Consider the following 20,485-nt stretch of genomic DNA (forward strand, 5'->3'; position numbering starts at 1 on the left):
CAATGGGCGCTTCGGGCGGCAGGGACGCAGAAAAACTGCATCATGGCCAGACCAGTCAACAATTTTACACTTGTAGGCCGCCAAACACCTGCCCAATGTCTTGAGATCAGGGCAAACAGAACAATCGTCTTGCATTAGCCGTGCTACTGCTTGCAACGAAGGCCAAAGACTCCCCTCGAAGCTCAGCCACCCGAGAAGCCACCGCCTCGACGTAGGCAGGCTCATTGCGCTTACCCCTACGAGGCACTGGGGCCAGAAACGGGCAATCCGTCTCGACTAGAAAACGATTCTGCGGAACTTCGCGCGCGCAGGCGTGAATGGCCTCAGCCTTCGGGAAGGTAACTGTGCCACTGAAACTGATGTAAAGACCAAGATCCAAGCAGACCTCCATATCCTCTGTTGTGCCGCCCCAGCAATGCATCACCCCCCTAGGGCAACGGCCCTCCTTCTGCCGCTGACGCAACTCCAACGTCATGGGATCAAATGCATCACGACAATGAATGATCACGGGTAGATCTAACTCCGTGGCCAAGTCCAACTGCGGTCTCAGCACAGCCAACTGCTGTTCAAGGTTTGAATCCCGGTAAAGATCAAGCCCCAGTTCACCAATAGCCACCACCCTTGGATCTTCAAGAGCTGCATCTCGCAAAAGCGACTGCGTCTGAGGATTCCAGTGCTGCGTGTCGAGGGGATGAACCCCCACTGAATAGCGCAGTTCAGGGAAACGATCCGCCAAAGCACGAATCGCAGGAATCTCTGCGGGTTCCACGCACGCATGCAGCAGACTCGCTACCCCGGCCTGTCGCCAACGTGCAGCTACCTCATCGAGATCATCATCGAAATTGCGAAAGACGATGTGACAATGACTATCGATAAGAATCGGAGACGACACCAGAACCGAAAACGCATCTTTGGCCCCATTGTGCAGGCCTTTCCTCATCAAGGGAAAGAACAAGCCCTTTCACAATGGACCATGCCAAATCAGTCCTAAGTGCTTGGAGCCGGTTCAATCGCCTGCTTCACCGCTGCACTAAGACGAGACTTCTGATGGGCAGCGGTGTTGCGATGCAGAACTCCACGTTTCACCGCCTTATCAATTTTGCTGAAAGCCGAATCAATGCTGGCCTTTACATTCGCTTTAGCTGTCTCGCCAGGCTGCTGAGAATAATTACTACAAGCGCTGAAGCAACGCTTCATTAATGTGCGCATGGCCGATTTATACGACTTGTTCTCAAGACGGTTGCGCTCGGCAATCTGAACACGCTTCTTGGAAGACTTGTTATTGGCCACAGATGCTTGGGCTGATTCAACAATCCATCACAGTAACCCAGCACCAATTTTTTAGATGCCATTACAAGCGCTTTAAGACAAGCCAGAAGAGCAAGCCCTAACTTGATTTCAGATATTGAGGTTGCAGACTTTGACACAAAGCGGCCAGGCCGAGTCAGAGACTCCCTCAAGCCTCATTCATTGTATTCGGGATCGGCAACAAGCCAAGCGTGAACTAGAGCGGCTGGCCAACCGCTCTACCGGCAATTCTCAAAAGCAAGCCATGGCGACGGTGGAGGACATCCTCGACACCGTTCGCAGCCAAGGGGACCAAGCCCTGATGACCTTGACCGAGCGCTTTGACGGTTTTCGTCCAGAGCCATTGACCGTAGCTCCAGAAGAGTTGGAAGACGCCTGGCGAAAAACTCCCAAAAAACTTCAATCTGCTCTGGAGCTGGCCTATCGCCGTATCCAGGATTTCCATCAGCATCAGCGACCAAATGACCTGATGGTGCAAGGCATCCACGGCGAACAATTGGGCCGCCGCTGGCGCCCTGTACAAAAAGCCGGGATCTACATCCCAGGAGGCCGAGCTGCCTATCCGAGCACAGTGCTGATGAATGCAGTCCCAGCCCAAGTAGCCGGCGTGGAGCAGCTGGTGATGACTTCACCCGCTGGAAGGGATGGTCAGATCAACAGAACCGTTCTAGCCGCCGCACACCTAGCAGGAATTCGTGAGGTCTTGCGTCTCGGTGGTGCCCAGGCCATCGCAGCACTGGCCTTTGGCACTGAAACTGTGCCAAAGGTCGATGTGATCAGCGGACCCGGCAATCTCTACGTCACCCTTGCGAAAAAGGCCGTCTACGGGCAAGTGGGCATTGATTCGCTCGCCGGCCCAAGTGAGGTTTTAGTAATCGCCGACCAGAGTGCTCGTGTTGAGCAGGTGGCCGCCGACCTACTGGCCCAATCAGAACACGATCCACTTGCTGCTGCAGTACTACTCACCACCGAAGAAAGCCTCGCCGAACAGCTCCCATCCCATTTAGAGGCTCAGCTTAAGGGGCACCCTCGCGAGCAGATTTGCCGAGCCTCTTTAAGCAACTGGGGGCTGGTAGTGATATGTGAAAGCCTGGAAAGATGCATGCAACTCAGCGATCACTTCGCACCTGAGCACTTGGAGTTATTGGTCGAGCACCCGCACACCATTGCCGACCGCATCAAAAATGCCGGCGCCATCTTCATCGGCCCCTGGACCCCTGAAGCGGTAGGCGACTATCTAGCTGGACCAAACCACACACTCCCGACATGCGGAACGGCCCGCTTCAGCGGCGCCCTGAGCGTGGAAACATTTCTGCGGCACACCTCTCTGATCGAATTCAATCGATCAGCCCTTGAGGCCACTGCTAACGCCGTAAGGGAATTGGCCAGCAGCGAAGGCTTGCACAGCCATGCTGAATCCGTGCGTATCCGCTTCGAATAACCCCTCTACTCACGGCGCTGTAGACGACGCACTCCCGCAACACCATCACTAATCTCGCCAACCAAAACTTCATCGGTGAGATTGACGAACAAACCGTTCTCCAAGACACCCGGAAGATTGTTAATTCGACACTCCAAATCCTCAGGATCACCAATACCTCTAGCCATGCTCACATCCAAAACGAGATTGCCCTGATCGGTGACCACAGGACCAGCCTTGCACTGAGCCATACGCAAATCAGCAATACCGCCCAACTCAGCCAAGCGACCCTGCACCTGTCGCCAAGCACCAGGCAAGACCTCAACCGGAAGTAAAAAACCAAGGTTGAGCCGATCCACAATCTTTGTGGAATCAACAACAACCACAAAGCGATCCGCTCTACTGGCGACAAGCTTCTCCTGCACATGGCAGGCCCCGCCACCTTTAATTAACTGAAAAGAGGGATCAACTTCATCAGCTCCATCGATCGCCAAGTCGATGCGATCCACGGCCGTGAGGTTGCGCAAGGGAATCCCCAACTCCGCAGCCATCACTTCGCCTTGGAAAGAGGTGGTAACGCCAACAATGTCCCGAAGCTCACCAATAGCCAGCTTGGCACCAAGAGCCTGGATCATCAGAGCTGCCGTCGAGCCTGAACCCAAACCAAGAACCATGCCATCTTTGATCTGCTCCACAGCGGCTGCCGCCACCGCTTGCTTCATCTGAGTTTGAAGGTCCGCCATCGTTTCTGAATCGTCGGCGCGACGGTAGCAAGGGCAAGGGTTTCAACTAAGGCCAGGTAATGCGGCTGGATTAACCGAAAGGCTCATCTCTTGACCATTGCGCATGATCCTTAATGAGAAGGGGACACCGATCTCAGCCTGATCAACCTGTTTAAGCAGCGTTTGTGGATCAGAGACTGATGTTTCAGCTGCCGCAATCACAAGATCACCACGCCGCAAACCCGCTCGTTCCGCCGGGCTATCCGGCAAAACACTCTGCACAAGCGCCCCAAAGCGTTCGGGTAATTCCACCAGCGAATTCGGATCACGATTGTGCTCCCTAGCAATACGAGCTGTCAGCGGCACCAATTGGACACCCAAATAAGGATGCACCACCTCCCCACTGGTCAAAAGCTGCTCAGAAACATGTCGAGCCAAATTGATAGGGATAGCAAATCCCAAACCAGCGCCTGGACCAGAACGAACCAGTGTGTTGATACCGATCACCTCACCACGACCATTCACGAGTGGACCACCGGAATTGCCAGGGTTAATCGCGGCATCGGTCTGAATCAAATCCAGACGTTTATCAGAGAAGCCAAGGCTGCTGATATTGCGATGCAGGCTGCTAACAATGCCAAGGGTGACGGTGCGTTCAAGGCCATAGGGGGTACCAAGAGCGATCGCCCAATCGCCTACCTCAAGCGCATCAGAATCTCCAAGAGGGGCGGCCTCAGGACGTGTGCCCCCATCCAGTCGCACAAGAGCCAGATCAGTAACAGGATCAGTCCCGACAACCGAACCATCGTGTTGATCTCCATCGGCAAGGGTGACGCTGACCGCATCCACCCGTTCAACCACGTGGGCATTGGTCAGCACCAATCCCTGGTTATCGATCACGACACCCGAACCTTGACCCCGCTCACGCTCTGGCCCAATTCCTGGCTCGCCCAAGAGATCTCTGAGCAAGGGATCAATCAGCGTGGGATCAAAAGGCTGACGTTGCACAGTGCGTTCCGTATCAATGCGAACCACTGCGGGCGCCACCTGACTTACCGCCTCAGCAACGAAGTTATGGCTAGTCGTCCCATCTAAACCAGACAAAGCCCAAACAGGCTGAACCCCGGCAGCAAGAGGGAACAGCACGGACATCAAAAACAATCCCCAAAAGCGCTTCAAAACAATGCAACCCTGTTGCAGCAACAGTCTGAAAGAGATCATGACCGCGAGGCTAAGCCGAAACAGAGGAGCACGACAAAGCTGCGCCAACGATCTGCCAGAAGAATGCTGAAATCAATACTTTGCGTGCCTATGAGGTTGCTAATGATTTGAGTGATTTGAGGCCAAAAAACGATCAGACCGGCTCCAACAAGAAATTATCAGCAAGCAAACTCCAGCAATTCAATGCTATATCGATAAAACTACAGGAAATCGGAAGCACAAAAGCACCTAAAGATAAAAGCATTTGTTCTGCGATGGCAGAAGAAAAGTGGCATCAAATTCTTCCGCACTATCCACAATTTAAGCAATAGAAGATCATACGAATCACTCCCGCTAATTAGGGTAAGTTGGCTTTGGTTAAAAAAGTAAGAACCAGAAGGCCTCGCAAAACTTAAGAAGGGATAACACACAGCAACCGTGATGCATAAAGGAGCAAAACTCGTATTAGCTGCCTACTAATATCAATCTCTCTACATCAAGAGATATCGAAACAACCACTGATACAGACAAGATCTCTAAGGCCGAACAGGACCGACTAAAGACCATTAAGGGAAAAACCATCTCAAGCCATGGTTGACACCATTCTGATAATTACTATATCTATTATCAGAATCATAACCAGCGTACTCAAGACCAAACTACTTCCAAGAAAGCGTTAGCTGCGCTGAGTTACCAACTGTATAAGCAAGTCCTGCCTGAGCAGTTCCAGAGAGGTCCTGCTTGCCAGAAAGACCGAATCCTCCCGCATCCAACCTCATAAAAGCCTGCCATTCTGGGCTCATGGCATAGGTCGCCTGCATGCCAAGCAAAGGCTGAACCCAGGTTCGATTAATAGATCCACTTGCACTCTTCTCAAGCTCTGGTATTTCATTCTTTGTTAACGTCCTGCCATTAACTTTGACATCCGCCGATAAAGACATATCCATATCCATGCCTGCATCAATGACTCGTGCGCCAACAAAGCCTATAAAAGTTGAGTCGCCTGTTTTCATGGCTGGCTGTTCAATGGCACCAAGGCGATAGCGCAAAGCAAGGTCAATTACTGACTGATTGAAATTTGTAGTCGATTTACTATTAAGCTTCAGGCCATCAATTGGAGGATTAAGCTCTTCACCATCAAAACTATTTGTACCACTCTGATCCTCAGACGAAGTGCCATAAATTATCCCAGCCATGAAGCCCAGTCGCCCATACTCCACAGAAGCCCTTCCTGTAAAAAGTCCTGTAACCGTAGCCAAAATATCGGCGAAACTCGAGTCTATAGGTGCAGTATTGCCATTGATGGTGATGTCTCCAGTTGTCGATAATGGCAGGAATCCATAAAGGTCCAAATAAACTCTCCAATCGTCCTCTTCCAATACATCCTCATTTTCTTCAACCACCTCATCATCTTCAAGCTGATCTGGTTCTATCGAAACTAAGACCTGTCCCTACTCAGGGTTGCGCTCATACAAAGATTCCTCTGCCAAGGCCTCAGAAAACAACATTGAAAAAATAGAAATTGCAATCAGTGCTGTTAAGCGTCGTGAAGGTGTCATGTTTTTATATTACTAGGGAGAGTAATCAAAAGAATGCTTTTCAGCTACCCGTTGGGAATAGGAACTGAATCTGAGTGCGGATCGTAAAGTCACCTTGAAGTTTTTCACCAAAGATTTCCGGCCTTACAGCATTCCAATAGGCACTTAGCGAAGCATTAACAGGTTGATCACCAATTTTAAAGACCCTACCTATCCCAGCTCCAATAGGGACCATCCAACCCTTACCGTCATCAGCATTCCAATCGTTGGTGATCACTGGTGAACTCGTGATGTACCAACCCTTCGGCATGTTGTAGTTAAGAAATGGCTGGATCAAAAGCTTGTTCACATCTTTGCCTCCACGTCCTGAAAAGGACCAGACATTATTAGCAAGACCTCCTAGAACCCATTGGCCCTTGGTATAGACGACAACTGCTGAAGGCCCAGCACTCCAACGCTGAGAACTAATACGAAGATCGGTTGCTGATGGCATGATCAAAGTTGGCCCAAGGCCAACCGTAAGATTCCCCTTAAGAGTTGGTACAAAGAAAACACTCGGGTTGATATCTCCTATGGCTGTAAAATCGACTCCGTCATCCCATGGCTGATTGACAATTGGCACAATCGTTCGTGTGACCAAGGTGAGGTCATTGCTGACCTTGAATGGGACAACAGGTTGCACATTGACAACATTTTGCGTGCGATTATCACGTGCCGACGGGTCAATTAATGAAGGCGCCCATTGAGTTCCAGGCGTAGCATTCCACTGAATCGGGAAGCTGATCATGCTCGCAATCGGATTCTGGGCTTGCTTGGCCAAATCTTCCGTATTGCCTTGATCTGCTCCAGCCTCTAGGTTCGCTTGTGAGCTCGATTCAGGGCTCACAGAATCTACCTGCGCGATCTCCTCTTGAATGGTTAACGCCGAGAAATCAAATGGCTGCTCAGGAGCAATGTCATGATGCTCAGCAAAAGAGGGTTGCATGACCATGGCACTGATTGCAGCTCCTGCAGTAAGCACACATCGTCTTAGTGGTAAGACTCCTGGAGCAATTCTGACCATTGATAAAAATATTTTGAGAATATTATCCCCTCTTTAAAAAGAAAATTCCTATTAAGCGTTAAGAAAAAGCGATGAATCAAACCAGCAATCCAGAACCCATCACTGACCACCTCCCCAGAATGCTCCCGTTAATAAATAGCGCAGAACAAATGGCTCCTATGCTTCTTTTTTGATAGCAGATAAGATGCAAAACGATCAGCGTGCCAATACATTAAGAGTCTATGATATTATTTTCATGCTTCCTCAGGCGCTGCATTTGCCATAGCTCATTCTCATCGGCTGTGGATCAGATCATTAAACAAGTTGCATTCCCTTGTCTCTTCAACAATTTGAAAGCGACTTCTTTCGATCAAATCCCTGCATTTTCTTGAAATTTAGCGACAAGTCGGCTTGGATTTGCAAAAAAATATAGGTACATCGCTATTAAATGGTGATCACCAATAAAAAATCTCTAACTTCCAAGCAAACATGAAATTCAGAATGCTTCTTTGGCTTGCATGTATCATAAGTTTCACAGCAACATCCGCCGCCAACGCAGAAGAGATTAATCGTCGGCGACTTCCGATCGCAGATCCATATCCTCAGAAGGTTGACGAGCGCTTACCGAGTCAAGTCAAAATGCCACGACAACATGTCGTCGAGGCACCCAAAGGAGCACCCAATATTGTTGTCATCTTGTTGGATGATGTTGGCTTTGGTGCTCCTTCGCCCTTTGGCGGAGTGGTGCAAATGCCGGCCCTGCAGGAACTAGCAAACAATGGCCTGAGTTATAACCGATTTCATACTTCAGCCCTATGTGCACCTACACGAGCTGCTCTTAAAGCAGGCCGTAATCACCATGTGATGAACATGGGTTCAATCCCTGAAATTGCGACTGGATATGCGGGCAATACCACATTTGTGCCTAACTATGCCGAACCTGTAGCCGAGATCCTACGGCTCAATGGCTACAACACAGGTGCTTTTGGTAAATGGCATGAAACCCCTGGTCGTGAGACCACTGCTGCGGGCCCACAAACCCGCTGGCCAACAAGGCAAGGATTTGAAAAATTTTATGGCTTCATCGGCGCAGAAGAAAATATGTATGAGCCATCACTTCACGATGGGGTCACAATCATTGATTACCCAGATCGTGAGAATTACCACTTCCTTGAAGACATGACAGATCAGGCTATTGCCTGGATGCGCCAACAACAGGGTCTGCGCCCAGACAAGCCTTTCTTTATCTATTATGCATCTGCTGGCTCACATGCACCACACCATGTAAGACCTGAATGGATTAAAAAGTACAAGGGAAAGTTTGATAAAGGCTGGGATGTTATTAGAGAAGAGACGCTCGCAAATCAGATCGCAAAAGGTGTTGTACCCCCAAACACACAACTGGCAAAAAAACCAGCAAGTGTGCCGAACTGGGATGATCTTAGTGATGTACAAAAACGCATGTTTTCACGACAAGCAGAGGTGTTCGCAGCTTTTACAGAATACACAGACTATCAAGCTGGGAGACTGATCCAGGCCATTGATGATCTTGGTGAACTTGACAACACGCTGGTTATTTATATCAGTGGTGATAACGGAACAAGCTCAGAAGGGAACCAAACCGGCAACTGGAACTGGGGGCACATGTTTAACGGCATCCCTGAAACACTTGAGGCTCAGTTAGAGCATTATGACAATTGGGGTGATCAAAATACCTATCCACATATGGCAGTCGGCTGGGCGATTGCCTTTGATACTCCATTTGCATTTACCAAACAAATTGCCGGGGATTTTGGCGGTACACGCAATGGCACTGTGATTCATTGGCCTGAGGCCATCAAATCAAAAGGAGAGATACGTGATCAATTCTCCCATGTGATTGATGTTGCGCCAACGATCCTTGAAGCGGCTGGCTTACCCATGCCTGAACAGATCAATGGGATTGCACAAATCCCGATGCAAGGAACCAGCCTTATTTATTCTTTCGATAACGCTGATGCACCTGAGCGTCACAAGGTTCAATATTTTGAAGTTGTTGGTAATCGTGGAATCTATCAAGATGGCTGGATGGCAAGAGCCACCGTTGGCCTGCCATGGGAAGCACCCAAGAAGATGCATAGCGTCGCCAAAGATGATGGATGGGAGTTATACGACACGCGCAATGATTTCAGCCTAGCTAACAACCTGGCAACTCAGTATCCAGAACGGCTCGAGGCAATGAAACGACTCTTCTTGAAAGAAGCAATCGCCAATCAAGTGCTTCCCTTAGATGATCGTCTGTTGCAACGTTTAGTGCCTTCTGTTGCAGGCCGGCCAACGATAATGGGCTCGTCGAGGACACAACTTGATCTCTACCCAGGCTCCTGGGATCTTGTTGAGGATGCCATCCTCAATATCAAGAATGTTTCCAACAGCATTACAGCCAAAGTCGACATTGACTCAAGCCAAGATGCCAACGGCGTGATCATGGCGCAAGGAAGCCGCTTTGGCGGATGGTCACTTTATATAGAAGATGGTTATCCAGCCTATGCCTATAACTACCTCGGCAATCTTCATACCTTCCGCAGCAACAAGAAAATATCGTCTGGCAACAGAAAAATTCGCTTTGAGATGGATTACGACGGGGGAGGAGCTGGTAAGGGTGCAGATGTACGCCTGCTAGTTGATGGCAAAGTGACATCAACTGGCAGGGTTGATGCAACCGTTGGCACACGTTTTTCGATTGATGAAGGTGCTGATGTTGGCATGGATCGTGGATCACCTGTGGCTCAACGAGTGATTGGGGATCAGCGCTTCAGTGCCTTCAATGGGACCATCAACAAGGTGACATTAGAGATCTATCCACAGTGACATTGGCTGGACACTCTGAATGTGCTCATGCTTAGCCATCTTGGCTTTCAGGCAACAATAAAGATGGAGACATTTCCACCTGCAGACTTTAATTGTGACCACATCTTTGCCAGTAGAGATGGTAACCATCCCCGCAGGGCTCTATCGAGTTGGCTGTGACCGCTGCTATCCGGATGGTTCAGTTCGCTGCTATCCGGAGGAAACACCCGCGCGAGAAGTGCAGCTTGACTCATTCCAGATCGACGTAGGGCCAGTTACCAATGCCCAGTTCCGAGCTTTCGTTAGCGCCACGCAGCATCTCACAGTCTCGGAGCTACCACCTGATCCAACGCTCTATCCCGATCTAGCGCCCGAGGAACGCATCCCTGAATCAGTTGTCTTTCAAATGCCTCCAGCAACGGTGGATCGCAGCAAACCCTTGAGCTGGTGGACCCTCATGGCTGGGGCTGACTGGCGTCATCCCCAAGGACCCGAAAGCACTATCGATGGCCTTGATGATCACCCTGTCGTGCATGTCGCCTACGCCGACGCCATCGCCTATGCCCATTGGGCAGGCAAACGTCTCCCCTCCGCTGAAGAGTGGGAAGTCGCCGCCCGCGGAGGTCTGGTCGATGCCCAATACGCCTGGGGGAATGAACTCACTCCCAATAACCGCTGGATGGCGAACATCTGGCAAGGTCCTTTCCCTTGGCACAACGAGGAGCTAGACGGCTGGTTCTGGACCTCGCCCGTTGGCAGCTTTCCTGCTAACGGCTATGGACTCTTGGATGTTTGCGGCAATGTGTGGGAATGGACCAACTCTGTTTATCCCGTGGCGACAGATCAACAGGAACGGAGAATTATCAAAGGCGGATCGTTTCTCTGCGCAGATAATTACTGCGTACGCTATCGACCCTCTGCACTACAAGGTCAGACAGTAGACACTGCAACGTGTCATATGGGCTTTCGCTGTGCAAAAGGAGGGCCTTGATTGCTGACTAACTTCAAGGGCATCCACCCCATCACTAGGACAAATTTCAACTGCAATCGTACGCAGTTCGCAAGAAAAGATGAATCCAAGTCAGTCAGTTTTCATAACAATATTCCATAGGCTCACTCTTATTTGTGCATACAAAGTAAAATTGGGTGATGTGCTAATCGGCATTTTAATGAAGACACCAGGCATTGCGTTTGTTGGCTCTTTATTCGCATTAACTGCCTTAACAGCCCAACCGGTTTCCGCAGAGACCTCTATGGAATCGCCAGCGATCAAAACAGGTTATGCACTGATTGATATGCTCAGTATTGCAAGCAAGCTAATGGACTTGACTAAACAACCCATTGACTCAAATCATGAGCCACTTGCAGCAATCCCTAGCCTTCACTGATACCTACTGGTGTTTAGCTACGTGCTTAGGGCTAACTAGAATTACAATTGCGCTACAACATTCCAATCCCGCCATCATGATGGGTGTGAATAGTCCTTTCCTATGAATCAATCACGCTTTGTGGCCGTAGGCCTGGTGATGGCCTCAATACTTACCCCTCAGTCAGCCATCGCAAAATGTGAATTCCTAATGCCTATTGGCGGAGATGGCAACAAGATCGTCAAAAAGAGAGTAGAGCGTCCAAAGGGGTTGATGGGAAGTGCCTTTGGCCGCACAAACTGGAATACAGACTTTGCTGTTAATCAGCCCTATCGCAATTACAAACTATTCTTCACTGCAGATTCAACCGATTCTGCCAGCTACCCAATTCAGGCCTTCCTCAAGTTCAACGATGGCAGCAACCTACAAGTCGTCAACGAATCCATTCGGCCACCAATGGGTACCGGGAAAATGTTTGGCCCTATCCAAGCAATTCCTGGCAAAGCGGTGAGCCAAGTGAATTTCAAGGTAGGAACAGCAAAGGATCCAGGCGCCACAGGATTCAGCTACCGAATTTCTGTTCAAGGCTGCCGGTAATCCAGTTGAACCATTAGAAATTGACAAGAAAATCGGGGTGGGTCAAGTTGCACCTTCTCCGGATTCTTGATTGATTCCTATCAGAGGGCTAATCGTTTGCGGTTTTTGATTCGAACCTGAATGAATCAAAGTGCGGGTGGGGAATGGCATGCCTGCACCATGCACTTCAACCACATCACCAATCTTGAGAAGCAACTTCTGCTGCAAGGCCCAAGCATCGCTTAGATTTCCACTAGAGGAATAACAGACCAAGCGTAGATTCAGACTCGAATCGCCGTAGCCGGTGAAATTCACGGCGATTTTCTTGCTCTGGTCTACATCTGAATGATTAACTAAAACCTGCTGAAGATCACTTACAATCGACTCAATCTTTCTACGATCGCCATAATTAACACCAAATTCAATCCAAATCCTGCGGTTGTCTATATCAGCAATATTAACAACCGGCTTACTCGTAAAGATGTTGTTTGGTATGTACACTGGTTGGCGATCAGAGGAGCGCAATTTGGTATAAAACCAACCGATATGTTCTACATTTCCAGAAAGATTTTCGGAGGGAATATCGATGAAATCACTTACAACAAAGGGACGGTTAACGTAAAGGCTAAGGCCGCTTAAGGAATTCGAAACAATCCCCTTGGCCCCGAAACCCAATGCAACGGCGCCAACCCCACCGGCGGTAACCAGTACAGCCGGTGAAATGCCCATCAGATGCATCACCTCCAGGCATAAAATGAGAATGGCTGCAATACCGATGCTCTTCTGAACAACATCGAATAGGAACAGCCTGTCTTTTTCACCAAAGCCCTGCAGCATCTGAGTGGCATAACTGTCTTGGTTTTGCTTGAGCTCCTTCTTCCAAGACAGCAGCGTCCATGAAAGACCTATGACCACAAGAATTCCAAACGCCTTAACACCATCACGCGGGAATTGAATCAATGACGGATCCAACAAATCCAACAGCCAACAAATCACTCCTACAAGTGCGCAACTCAAAGAAATGCTTTGCCTGCTACTGAGCAGCAATCCACGCCGCAACGAACCTGAGCGGAACCGCCTGCCAAAAGTGTCTAGCAACAACCAACTGACAATGGCCAAAACAAGGCCGCCAATCGGCACCTGAAGATTGAAGGGAAGGAGTGTCATCAGAGACATAAGCAAGATGCATCCGCACAGATTTGAATTGTCTGCGAAGCGTTAGTTCTGCTAAGCCAATCGCTGCCAAACGGCCGGCCGGCGCTGATGGGCGAATTCTCCAGATTCTCGATGGCTTGATGGCCTTCTCTTCATTAGTTGAACACAGGATGAAGAGGCCATCACCTAGATTGTGTGAATGCCTGGCGGGTACCTCCTTCGGGAGGCAGGTCACTTCTGAAGCCGGTCGGGCCAGAAGTCCAACCTTACCCCCTGCTTTTGCCTCATCCCCTGCTCCCGGACCTGGAAACCCTCGCCTCTGCGACGGCTGCGGGAGAAGGCTACAAACTTTGCTGTGTACAGGTATTCACCCATCTGATTCCTATGACCATCCAGGTGCAGATCCGTCGCAAGGATGGCAGTGATGTCTCCCTCGACGACTGTGCTCATTTCAGCGCTTCTATGGAGCAAGCCCTGGAGGCTTCCCAACTTTTTACTGAAGCGTATGTTCTGGAAATCAGCAGCCCAGGGATCGGAGATCAACTCCACAGTGATCAGGACTTCCTGACTTTCAGAGGCTTCCCCGTGGAGATCAGCTTCCGTGAAGACGATTCAGACCTTCATCAAGCCGGTCTCTTGCACAAACGATCCGACGAACATGTGCACATCAACATCAAGGGACGCATTCAACGCATACCACGTAAGGCTGTGACCTGCGTTCGCCTTACCAACCCCACGGGATAAATCACCTTAACGATCAGCTCAGCTTCAGCACCTTTCCACTCTTTCCATCGTCGATGGCTCTCGTTCTACTCCCCGGCCTCAACAACCTGATCGAAGACATCAGCGAGGAGAAGAAACTCCCTACCCAAGTGGTGGAAGCAGCCCTGCGTGAGGCCCTCCTCAAAGGATATGAACGCTACCGACGCACTCTTTATCTAGGTATCAGTGAGGACCCTTTCGAAGAAGAGTATTTCAGTAACTTCGATGTTGGACTAGAGCTGGACGATGAAGGTTATCGGGTCCTGGCCAGCAAAATCATCGTTGAAGAGGTGGAGAGCGAAGACCACCAGATTGCTCTTCAAGAAGTGATGCAAGTCGCTGAAGACGCCCAGATCGGTGACACCGTGGTGCTCGACGTTACCCCCGAGAAGGAAGACTTCGGCCGGATGGCTGCTGCCACAACCAAGCAGGTACTGGCGCAAAAGCTACGCGACCAGCAGCGCCGCATGATTCAAGAGGAATTTGCCGATCTAGAAGATCCCGTGCTCACAGCTCGTGTGATCCGTTTTGAACGTCATTCGGTGATCATGGCCGTGAGCTCTGGTCTTGGGCGCCCTGAAGTGGAGGCCGAGCTCCCACGCCGCGACCAGCTCCCCAACGACAATTATCGCGCCAACGCCACCTTTAAAGTCTTTCTGAAGGAAGTCAGCGAAGTGCCCCGAAGAGGGCCTCAGCTGTTCGTTAGCCGATCCAACGCCGGGCTAGTGGTTTACCTGTTTGAGAACGAGGTGCCCGAAATCCAAGAAGGCTCAGTGCGAATTGTGGCCGTAGCCCGTGAAGCCAATCCTCCGTCTCGTTCCGTGGGCCCACGCACCAAGGTTGCAGTTGACAGCATTGAACGTGAAGTGGATCCTGTCGGCGCCTGCATCGGTGCCCGCGGCTCACGCATTCAGCAAGTGGTTAATGAACTACGCGGCGAAAAAATCGATGTGATCCGCTGGTCACCTGACCCGGGTCAATACATTGCCAATTCCCTTAGCCCTGCTCGCGTTGAGATGGTGCGACTGGTGGATCCAGAAGGGCAGCATGCCCACGTCCTAGTCCCCCCCGATCAACTAAGCCTGGCCATCGGACGAGAAGGACAAAATGTACGCCTAGCAGCTCGTCTAACCGGATGGAAAATCGACATCAAAAACTCCCAGGAATATGACCAGGCCAGTGAGGACACCACCGTCGCCGAGCTGATTTCTCAGAGAGAGGAAGAAGAGGCTCTCCAACGCGATGCCGAAGCCCGTTTGGCTGCTGAACAAGCCACCCGAGCAGAAGAGGATGCGCGCCTAAGAGAGCTTTACCCCCTCCCGGAAGATGAAGAAGAGTACGAACAAGAAGAACCTGCTCAGACGATGGCTGAAGACGAAAATGCATCCGACGGCCAACCTGACGACTTGAGCAGCCAACCTGACGCCTCAAGCGAACAACTCTCAAATGAAGAATCAGTAGAGGAAGAGGACAGAGCCCGGTGAACCAACGCCCCGTCCTGCGTCGCTGCGTGACCTGTCGTCAACTGCTGGATCGCCAGCAGTTGTGGCGGGTTATACGCGACCATCAGGAGGGTGTAGTCCTCGATGAAGGGATGGGTCGATCGGCCTATCTCTGTCCAAGCGAGGCCTGCCTAGAGGAAGCACTCCGCCGCAAACGTCTACAGAAAGCCCTGCGTTGCCAGGTGCCCATCAGCGTTGTGGAGGTGCTGCAAAAGCGGCTCAATCACTCCTTTGATTCCGCCGCTGAGGCAAAATAAACAATGGCCCCGACTTGCTTGGAGCCCCGAGGCACTTCGTGCCCGGACCGACAGGAGCTTTTAATGACCAGCAGCGGCAAAATCAGAATTTATGAGCTGTCCAAGGACCTAGGCCTTGAGAACAAGGACGTGCTCCATGCCGCTGAGAAACTCTCAATTGCGGCCAAGAGCCATAGCAGTTCCATCAGTGACGATGAAGCAAAGCGCATCCGTGGCCTGTTGCGCCAAGGCTCCGCTGCTAATTCAGCTCCACCAAGCAAATCGGAACCTGGAAAGACAATTCTGTCGGTGAAAAAAGCAGCGCCCAGTGCCATTAAGGACGTTGCGCCACCTATTCGAAAAGCTACAAGCAGCTCAGAGATCAGCCACGTCAAGCCATCCGCGCCTGCAAACCCCATACCAACAAGCCCTGCACGACCCTCAACGGAATCGGTAGCTCATCCTGCTCCACCGTCTCGCCCAGCAAACCCCTCTCCAACCCCGACAAGCTCGCCACCTAAAACAGTAGCTCGACCGGTCAACGCTCCTATCAGTCGTCCAGCAACCCCCAGCCGACCTACCGCTCCTACACCAAGATCAGCAAACAAACCCTCCTCCCCCGTGCCTCCAAGCACCGGGGGCAAAGACCCACGTGCCGGTCAGACGTCTACTGCGAGTAAAGCAACCACCGTTAGTGGAGGAGGCCCTCGTCCCAAAATCGTCTCTAGGCCACAATCGCCAACAGCGCCAGGACGCAGCGCACCCCCGGCCAAGCCATCAATCCCATCTGATCGCAAAGCTCCAAAGCCAGAACTAGTGGGACGCCCTAAACCAAAGCGTCCTGTCGTAGCCCCTCCGAGCCGACCAGATCCAGAGGGACAACGCCCTGACAAAAAACGACCCGGAATTAGTCCACGACCGATCGGCGGACCAAATCAGCGCACTAACACGTCGCAGCGCCCCGGCGCCCCCATACGGCAAGGCAAAACCAGACCAGGACAGCCTCGTTCTGCCGGCAACACCCTCGAATTAGTGGGCAAGCCCATTCGGCGTGATCGATCCGACGCTGGCTCCGCAGGACGGGATAGCAACAACCGCCCAGGAGCCCCCACCCGCCCAGGAGCACCCACCCGCCCAGGCATGCCTGCCGGCATGCGCAAACCGGTGGCCCCTGGAGAGCTGATGCAGCTTCAAAAACCCACCGGTCGACCTGGCACACCACCGCCACGACGACCAGACGGAACCAGCGTCGGAACCCGCGGAGGATCCGAGGGGGCCACTCCACCAGTGGAACGCACTCCGACCGCACCTACAGCACCCAAAAGGCCTGGTCACCGCCCCGCTCAAGCCCCTGCCGGAGCCCCAAGGAGGCCCGGTAGACCGGAGTGGGACGACAGCGCCAAGCTGGAAGCCCTACGCAACAAGTCTCCCCAGAAGCAGCGCCAGAAGGTGCACATCATTGGGGAAAATGATGATGCCCTAACCGCAGAAACCAGCGGCTACGCAGGAGAACAACAGGCCGTCGTTCTGACGGCAAGCCTGGCCCGGCCCGCCAAACCAAAATCGCAGAAAAAGCCCGCCTCCAAACCCGTGGCGGCATTACGCAAGCGCAAAAAAGAAACCACCCGACAAAGGCAACGCCGACGGGCAATGGAGCTGCGTGCAGCCCGCGAAGCGAAGCAAGTCAGGCCAGAAATGCTGATTGTTCCGGAGGCCAACCTCACAGTGCAGGAGCTGGCAGACATGCTCAGCATTGAAAGCTCTGAGATCATCAAATCCCTTTTCTTCAAAGGGATTACCGCCACAGTCACCCAGTCACTAGATCTTCCCACGATCGAAGCAGTGGCCGAGGAGTTCGGGGTGCCTGTCCTCCAGGACGACATCGAGGAGGCAGCCAAAAAGACAACCGAGATGATTGAGGAGACTGATCTAGCCCACCTGATCCGCCGTCCACCTGTGGTGACCGTGATGGGTCATGTCGATCACGGCAAAACCAGTCTGCTGGATGCAATCCGCAAAGCCAGGGTTGCCGCGGTTGAAGCCGGAGGCATCACCCAGCACATCGGCGCCTATCAGGTGGAGATCGATCATGGCGGTCAGCCCCGCAAGATCACATTCCTTGACACCCCAGGCCACCAGGCTTTCACTGCCATGCGCGCCCGCGGCACCAAGGTCACGGACATAGCAGTACTAGTGGTTGCTGCTGACGATGGTGTACGCCCTCAGACCCTGGAGGCCATCAGCCACGCACGCGCTGCCAAGGTTCCGATCATTGTGGCGATCAACAAAACGGACAAGGAGGGAGCCTCTCCAGAACGGGTCAAGCAGGAACTTTCTGATCAGAACCTGCTCTCCGAAGAGTGGGGAGGTGATGTGGTGATGGTTCCCGTAAGTGCCATCAAGGGCGAGAACATCGACAAACTTCTCGAGATGATTCTGCTGGTCACCGAAGTTGAGGATTTGCAGGCCAACCCTGACCGTCTGGCCAAAGGCACCGTTATCGAGGCTCACCTCGACAAGGCCAAAGGGCCTGTTGCCACATTGCTAATCCAGAACGGCACCCTCAAAACCGGAGATGTACTCGCCGCCGGCCCAGTGCTTGGCAAGGTGCGAGCCATGGTCGACGACAGCGGAGCCCGACTCAAACAAGCTGGTCCGTCTGGTGCCGTAGAGGCCCTCGGCTTCAGCGAAGTGCCAACAGCCGGAGATGAATTTGAGGTCTACCCAGATGAGAAGTCAGCAAGAGCCGTTGTGGGAGAACGCGCCTCCGATGCCCGTGCCACCAGGCTGGCCCAACAGATGGCCTCAAGGAGGGTTTCCCTCGCAGCCATGTCTGGCCAAGCAAGCGATGGCGAACTCAAGGAACTCAACCTGATTCTCAAAGCCGACGTTCAAGGCAGTGTGGAAGCCATCTTGGGATCCTTGGAACAATTGCCGAAGGATGAGGTACAGGTTCGCGTGTTGCTCTCCGCGCCGGGTGAAATCACCGAAACTGATGTGGATCTTGCTGCTGCATCCGGGGCTGTGATTGTGGGCTTTAACACATCCATGGCCTCTGGAGCCAAGCGGGCCGCGGATGCCACGGGTGTAGACGTTCGTGATTACGACGTGATCTACAAGCTTTTGGAAGACATCCAGATGGCTATGGAAGGTCTACTAGAGCCAGAACTGGTGGAAGAATCGCTTGGAGAAGCAGAAGTGCGTGCCGTCTTTACCATCGGCAAGAGCGCCGTGGCGGGCTGTTACATCACCGCAGGCAAGCTGCAGCGCAACTGCAGAGTGCGGGTACGGCGTGCCAAACAGGTGGTATTCGAAGGCGATCTCGACTCACTACGCCGCAATAAAGACGACGTCAAGGAAGTGGCCACAGGCTTCGAGTGCGGCATCGGCTGTGATCGCTTTGCCAACTGGGAAGAACGCGACATCATTGAAGCTCACAAACTAGTGACCAAGCGACGCACGCTGAGTAGCTCATGAGGTTTCGCCCCACCTACAACTTGTTGTGATTGCCCAACGCGAACCACTGCTCTGGCTTCAGCTCATCGCTATTGGGGCGATCCCGATAGAAATGCTTTTACTGAGACTGGTTTTAGCCGGGGCAGATCTGGGGCCTGTTCCAGTCTTCGAACGTCTACTCACCTGGGCTGTAGCGGTGTTAACGCCAACCCTCGTCCTCTGGAAACGCCCTGCCGACTGGGGATCACTACTGCTACTGCGGCGCCCACTGAGTCAACGCTCAGAGGCCCAGCGTCAGCTCAGTGGTCTTCAGCAGAGCTTTATCCCTCGCTTGAGCCTCTTGGCTGGATCAACAGCCCTACTCGCGATGTTCTGGTGGATCGATCAATCTTCCATTTTGGTAATGGACCTCTCGCCATTACAAGGCAGCTCTCGACTGGTCACACTGCTTACGGCCATACCCCTACTTGCTCTCGTTCTTTGGCAGTGGCAACAGCTCACCCAGAGCCTCTGGCTTCTAACCCGCTCCGACCAGGAACTTGCCCAGGCCCCCTCTTTAAGCGAAGAACAACTTCAGCATGAACGACTTTGCCTGGGGTTGAGTCTGCTCACCATGCCGGCACTCCAAACCACTCCTTCAAGTTCCGCGACGGCGATCAATCCAAAGCAACCCACCAGTAAGGAGAAGCGCTCCGATCTGAATGGAGACATCAGAGAGGGGAACAATGCTCCCGGAAGAGGCACGCAAGCCCATCGTCAACAGACCGATACAGGCGGAAGCGAAGAAAGCGAACCAGAACACCCGCCGGAAACCCCGCCAAGGGCTGAGTGACTCTTGGATCAGTCGTTCTCTTAGCTCAGGATCCAGCTTTGAGCCAGGACCAGAAGAATCGCCCAACAGTTCAAAAGCGCAATGCTTGAATGTTAAGTTCCGCTCACTGCCGGTGTAGCTCAGGGGTAGAGCAACTGATTCGTAATCAGTAGGTCGCAGGTTCAATTCCCGTCACCGGCATCACTCTTTGCAATCTTTCTCAGAGACCTTGGAGCAACATGCATTTTAAAAGCCAAAGGTATATACGATCCCTATAGCCAAAAGCCAACCATGAGCAAAATACTAAAAAAGGCATATTTAGGCCTGATTGCTCCTCAAGCAGCAGCCAGATTTTAACGTATCTGAGCCACAATTAGCCAAATCATCGCTTATCCACTAGACAGAATACCTTCAAATCTTTCATCTAGCTTAGAAAAGCTTTAAGCAAGTATAGCACTATTCCTAAAGAATCATCCAAAGAGGTTCAGCAAACACTTTTGCCAAAAGAAACCAAAAACAGCCGCATACGACTTCTGCTCTGCCCAGGCTATCGATCTAGAA

19 protein-coding genes, 1 tRNA gene and 1 pseudogene are annotated in these 20,485 nt (G+C 51.9%); 12 read left to right on the top strand and 9 right to left on the bottom strand.

Annotated elements, in window-relative coordinates:
* Positions 1-106: 106 nt before the first annotated feature.
* Both SIB68_RS06990 and rpsT read right to left on the bottom strand, forming a co-directional pair.
* Positions 107-940: a TatD family hydrolase gene (locus tag SIB68_RS06990; RefSeq protein ID WP_063399508.1), complete on the bottom strand. Its 834-nt coding sequence runs from the start codon at positions 938-940 to the stop codon at positions 107-109.
* Between the two features lie 47 nt (positions 941-987).
* Complete coding sequence (rpsT, locus tag SIB68_RS06995) at positions 988-1,290, bottom strand: 30S ribosomal protein S20 (RefSeq protein WP_011825111.1); 303 nt, start codon at positions 1,288-1,290, stop codon at positions 988-990.
* A gap of 130 nt (positions 1,291-1,420) precedes the next feature.
* On the opposite strand from rpsT, the gene hisD reads away from it, so the two are divergent.
* Positions 1,421-2,749 (top strand): histidinol dehydrogenase, encoded by a 1,329-nt coding sequence (gene hisD / locus SIB68_RS07000; protein ID WP_063399540.1) that lies wholly within the window; start codon positions 1,421-1,423, stop codon positions 2,747-2,749.
* Positions 2,750-2,754: 5 nt separating this feature from the next.
* Here hisD and rpiA read toward each other — a convergent pair whose 3' ends face one another.
* Both rpiA and SIB68_RS07010 read right to left on the bottom strand, forming a co-directional pair.
* The gene (gene rpiA, locus SIB68_RS07005) at positions 2,755-3,471 is read right to left on the bottom strand and encodes a ribose-5-phosphate isomerase RpiA (RefSeq protein WP_063399509.1); all 717 of its coding nucleotides are present in this window, start codon (positions 3,469-3,471) and stop codon (positions 2,755-2,757) included.
* Between the two features lie 42 nt (positions 3,472-3,513).
* The gene (locus SIB68_RS07010; protein ID WP_155724898.1) at positions 3,514-4,671 is read right to left on the bottom strand and encodes a trypsin-like peptidase domain-containing protein; all 1,158 of its coding nucleotides are present in this window, start codon (positions 4,669-4,671) and stop codon (positions 3,514-3,516) included.
* Positions 4,672-4,751: 80 nt separating this feature from the next.
* On the opposite strand from SIB68_RS07010, the gene SIB68_RS07015 reads away from it, so the two are divergent.
* Positions 4,752-4,982, top strand: coding sequence for a hypothetical protein (locus SIB68_RS07015; protein WP_063399510.1), 231 nt, complete (start codon positions 4,752-4,754; stop codon positions 4,980-4,982).
* Positions 4,983-5,309: 327 nt separating this feature from the next.
* Here SIB68_RS07015 and SIB68_RS07020 read toward each other — a convergent pair whose 3' ends face one another.
* Positions 5,310-6,053, bottom strand: a complete 744-nt coding sequence (locus SIB68_RS07020) for a hypothetical protein (protein WP_236068840.1) — start codon at positions 6,051-6,053, stop codon at positions 5,310-5,312.
* 196 nt (positions 6,054-6,249) lie between these two features.
* Positions 6,250-7,251, bottom strand: coding sequence for a hypothetical protein (locus SIB68_RS07025; RefSeq protein WP_063399511.1), 1,002 nt, complete (start codon positions 7,249-7,251; stop codon positions 6,250-6,252).
* 618 nt (positions 7,252-7,869) lie between these two features.
* On the opposite strand from SIB68_RS07025, the gene SIB68_RS07030 reads away from it, so the two are divergent.
* The 4 genes from SIB68_RS07030 (at position 7,870) to SIB68_RS07045 (ending at position 12,023) form a co-directional block, all read left to right on the top strand.
* Positions 7,870-10,080, top strand: coding sequence for an arylsulfatase (locus SIB68_RS07030; protein ID WP_236068841.1), 2,211 nt, complete (start codon positions 7,870-7,872; stop codon positions 10,078-10,080).
* Between the two features lie 94 nt (positions 10,081-10,174).
* Positions 10,175-11,050, top strand: a complete 876-nt coding sequence (locus tag SIB68_RS07035; RefSeq protein WP_236068843.1) for a formylglycine-generating enzyme family protein — start codon at positions 10,175-10,177, stop codon at positions 11,048-11,050.
* 79 nt (positions 11,051-11,129) lie between these two features.
* Positions 11,130-11,447, top strand: a complete 318-nt coding sequence (locus tag SIB68_RS07040) for a hypothetical protein (RefSeq protein ID WP_155724899.1) — start codon at positions 11,130-11,132, stop codon at positions 11,445-11,447.
* Between the two features lie 102 nt (positions 11,448-11,549).
* Positions 11,550-12,023 carry a hypothetical protein gene (locus SIB68_RS07045; protein WP_063399515.1) on the top strand — a complete coding sequence of 158 codons (474 nt, stop codon included), beginning with the start codon at positions 11,550-11,552 and terminating at the stop codon, positions 12,021-12,023.
* A 42-nt stretch (positions 12,024-12,065) separates the two neighbouring features.
* Here SIB68_RS07045 and SIB68_RS07050 read toward each other — a convergent pair whose 3' ends face one another.
* Positions 12,066-12,983, bottom strand: a complete 918-nt coding sequence (locus SIB68_RS07050) for a mechanosensitive ion channel family protein (protein WP_413681810.1) — start codon at positions 12,981-12,983, stop codon at positions 12,066-12,068.
* A gap of 52 nt (positions 12,984-13,035) precedes the next feature.
* Positions 13,036-13,392, bottom strand: a complete 357-nt coding sequence (locus SIB68_RS07055) for a hypothetical protein (RefSeq protein WP_236068847.1) — start codon at positions 13,390-13,392, stop codon at positions 13,036-13,038.
* 44 nt (positions 13,393-13,436) lie between these two features.
* Here SIB68_RS07055 and rimP point away from each other — a divergent pair, with 44 nt between their 5' ends.
* The 5 genes and pseudogenes from rimP to SIB68_RS07080 all read left to right on the top strand — a co-directional run.
* Complete coding sequence (rimP, locus tag SIB68_RS07060) at positions 13,437-13,901, top strand: ribosome maturation factor RimP (RefSeq protein ID WP_063399542.1); 465 nt, start codon at positions 13,437-13,439, stop codon at positions 13,899-13,901.
* Positions 13,902-13,954: 53 nt separating this feature from the next.
* Positions 13,955-15,403 (top strand): transcription termination factor NusA, encoded by a 1,449-nt coding sequence (gene nusA / locus SIB68_RS07065; protein WP_063399517.1) that lies wholly within the window; start codon positions 13,955-13,957, stop codon positions 15,401-15,403.
* Positions 15,400-15,678 (top strand): YlxR family protein, encoded by a 279-nt coding sequence (locus SIB68_RS07070; protein WP_063399518.1) that lies wholly within the window; start codon positions 15,400-15,402, stop codon positions 15,676-15,678. The genes nusA and SIB68_RS07070 overlap by 4 nt, the downstream gene beginning before the upstream one ends.
* 63 nt (positions 15,679-15,741) lie before the next feature.
* Positions 15,742-19,134: a translation initiation factor IF-2 gene (gene infB / locus SIB68_RS07075; RefSeq protein ID WP_063399519.1), complete on the top strand. Its 3,393-nt coding sequence runs from the start codon at positions 15,742-15,744 to the stop codon at positions 19,132-19,134.
* Between the two features lie 25 nt (positions 19,135-19,159).
* Positions 19,160-19,717, top strand: a pseudogene (locus SIB68_RS07080) (low-complexity tail membrane protein); the annotation flags it as partial.
* A gap of 33 nt (positions 19,718-19,750) precedes the next feature.
* Here the strand turns inward: SIB68_RS07080 and SIB68_RS07085 are convergent.
* Positions 19,751-19,915, bottom strand: coding sequence for a photosystem II assembly family protein (locus tag SIB68_RS07085; RefSeq protein WP_369818040.1), 165 nt, complete (start codon positions 19,913-19,915; stop codon positions 19,751-19,753).
* Between the two features lie 138 nt (positions 19,916-20,053).
* Here SIB68_RS07085 and SIB68_RS07090 point away from each other — a divergent pair.
* Positions 20,054-20,125, top strand: a tRNA-Thr gene (locus SIB68_RS07090).
* Positions 20,126-20,485: the final 360 nt, after the last annotated feature.

This window comes from Prochlorococcus sp. MIT 1323 (assembly GCF_047304905.1).
Lineage (GTDB): Bacteria > Cyanobacteriota > Cyanobacteriia > PCC-6307 > Cyanobiaceae > Prochlorococcus > Prochlorococcus marinus_D.

Bases quoted from the DNA above. Each gene is read 5' to 3' on its own strand.
- rpiA (WP_063399509.1), bottom strand. From the start codon at position 3,471: ATGGCGGACCTTCAAACTCAGATGAAGCAAGCGGTGGCGGCAGCCGCT.
- SIB68_RS07045 (WP_063399515.1), top strand. From the start codon at position 11,550: ATGAATCAATCACGCTTTGTGGCCGTAGGCCTGGTGATGGCCTCAATA.
- SIB68_RS06990 (WP_063399508.1), bottom strand. From the start codon at position 940: ATGAGGAAAGGCCTGCACAATGGGGCCAAAGATGCGTTTTCGGTTCTG.
- SIB68_RS07040 (WP_155724899.1), top strand. From the start codon at position 11,130: ATGAATCCAAGTCAGTCAGTTTTCATAACAATATTCCATAGGCTCACT.
- SIB68_RS07030 (WP_236068841.1), top strand. From the start codon at position 7,870: ATGCCACGACAACATGTCGTCGAGGCACCCAAAGGAGCACCCAATATT.
- nusA (WP_063399517.1), top strand. From the start codon at position 13,955: ATGGCTCTCGTTCTACTCCCCGGCCTCAACAACCTGATCGAAGACATC.
- SIB68_RS07025 (WP_063399511.1), bottom strand. From the start codon at position 7,251: ATGGTCAGAATTGCTCCAGGAGTCTTACCACTAAGACGATGTGTGCTT.
- infB (WP_063399519.1), top strand. From the start codon at position 15,742: ATGACCAGCAGCGGCAAAATCAGAATTTATGAGCTGTCCAAGGACCTA.
- SIB68_RS07010 (WP_155724898.1), bottom strand. From the start codon at position 4,671: ATGATCTCTTTCAGACTGTTGCTGCAACAGGGTTGCATTGTTTTGAAG.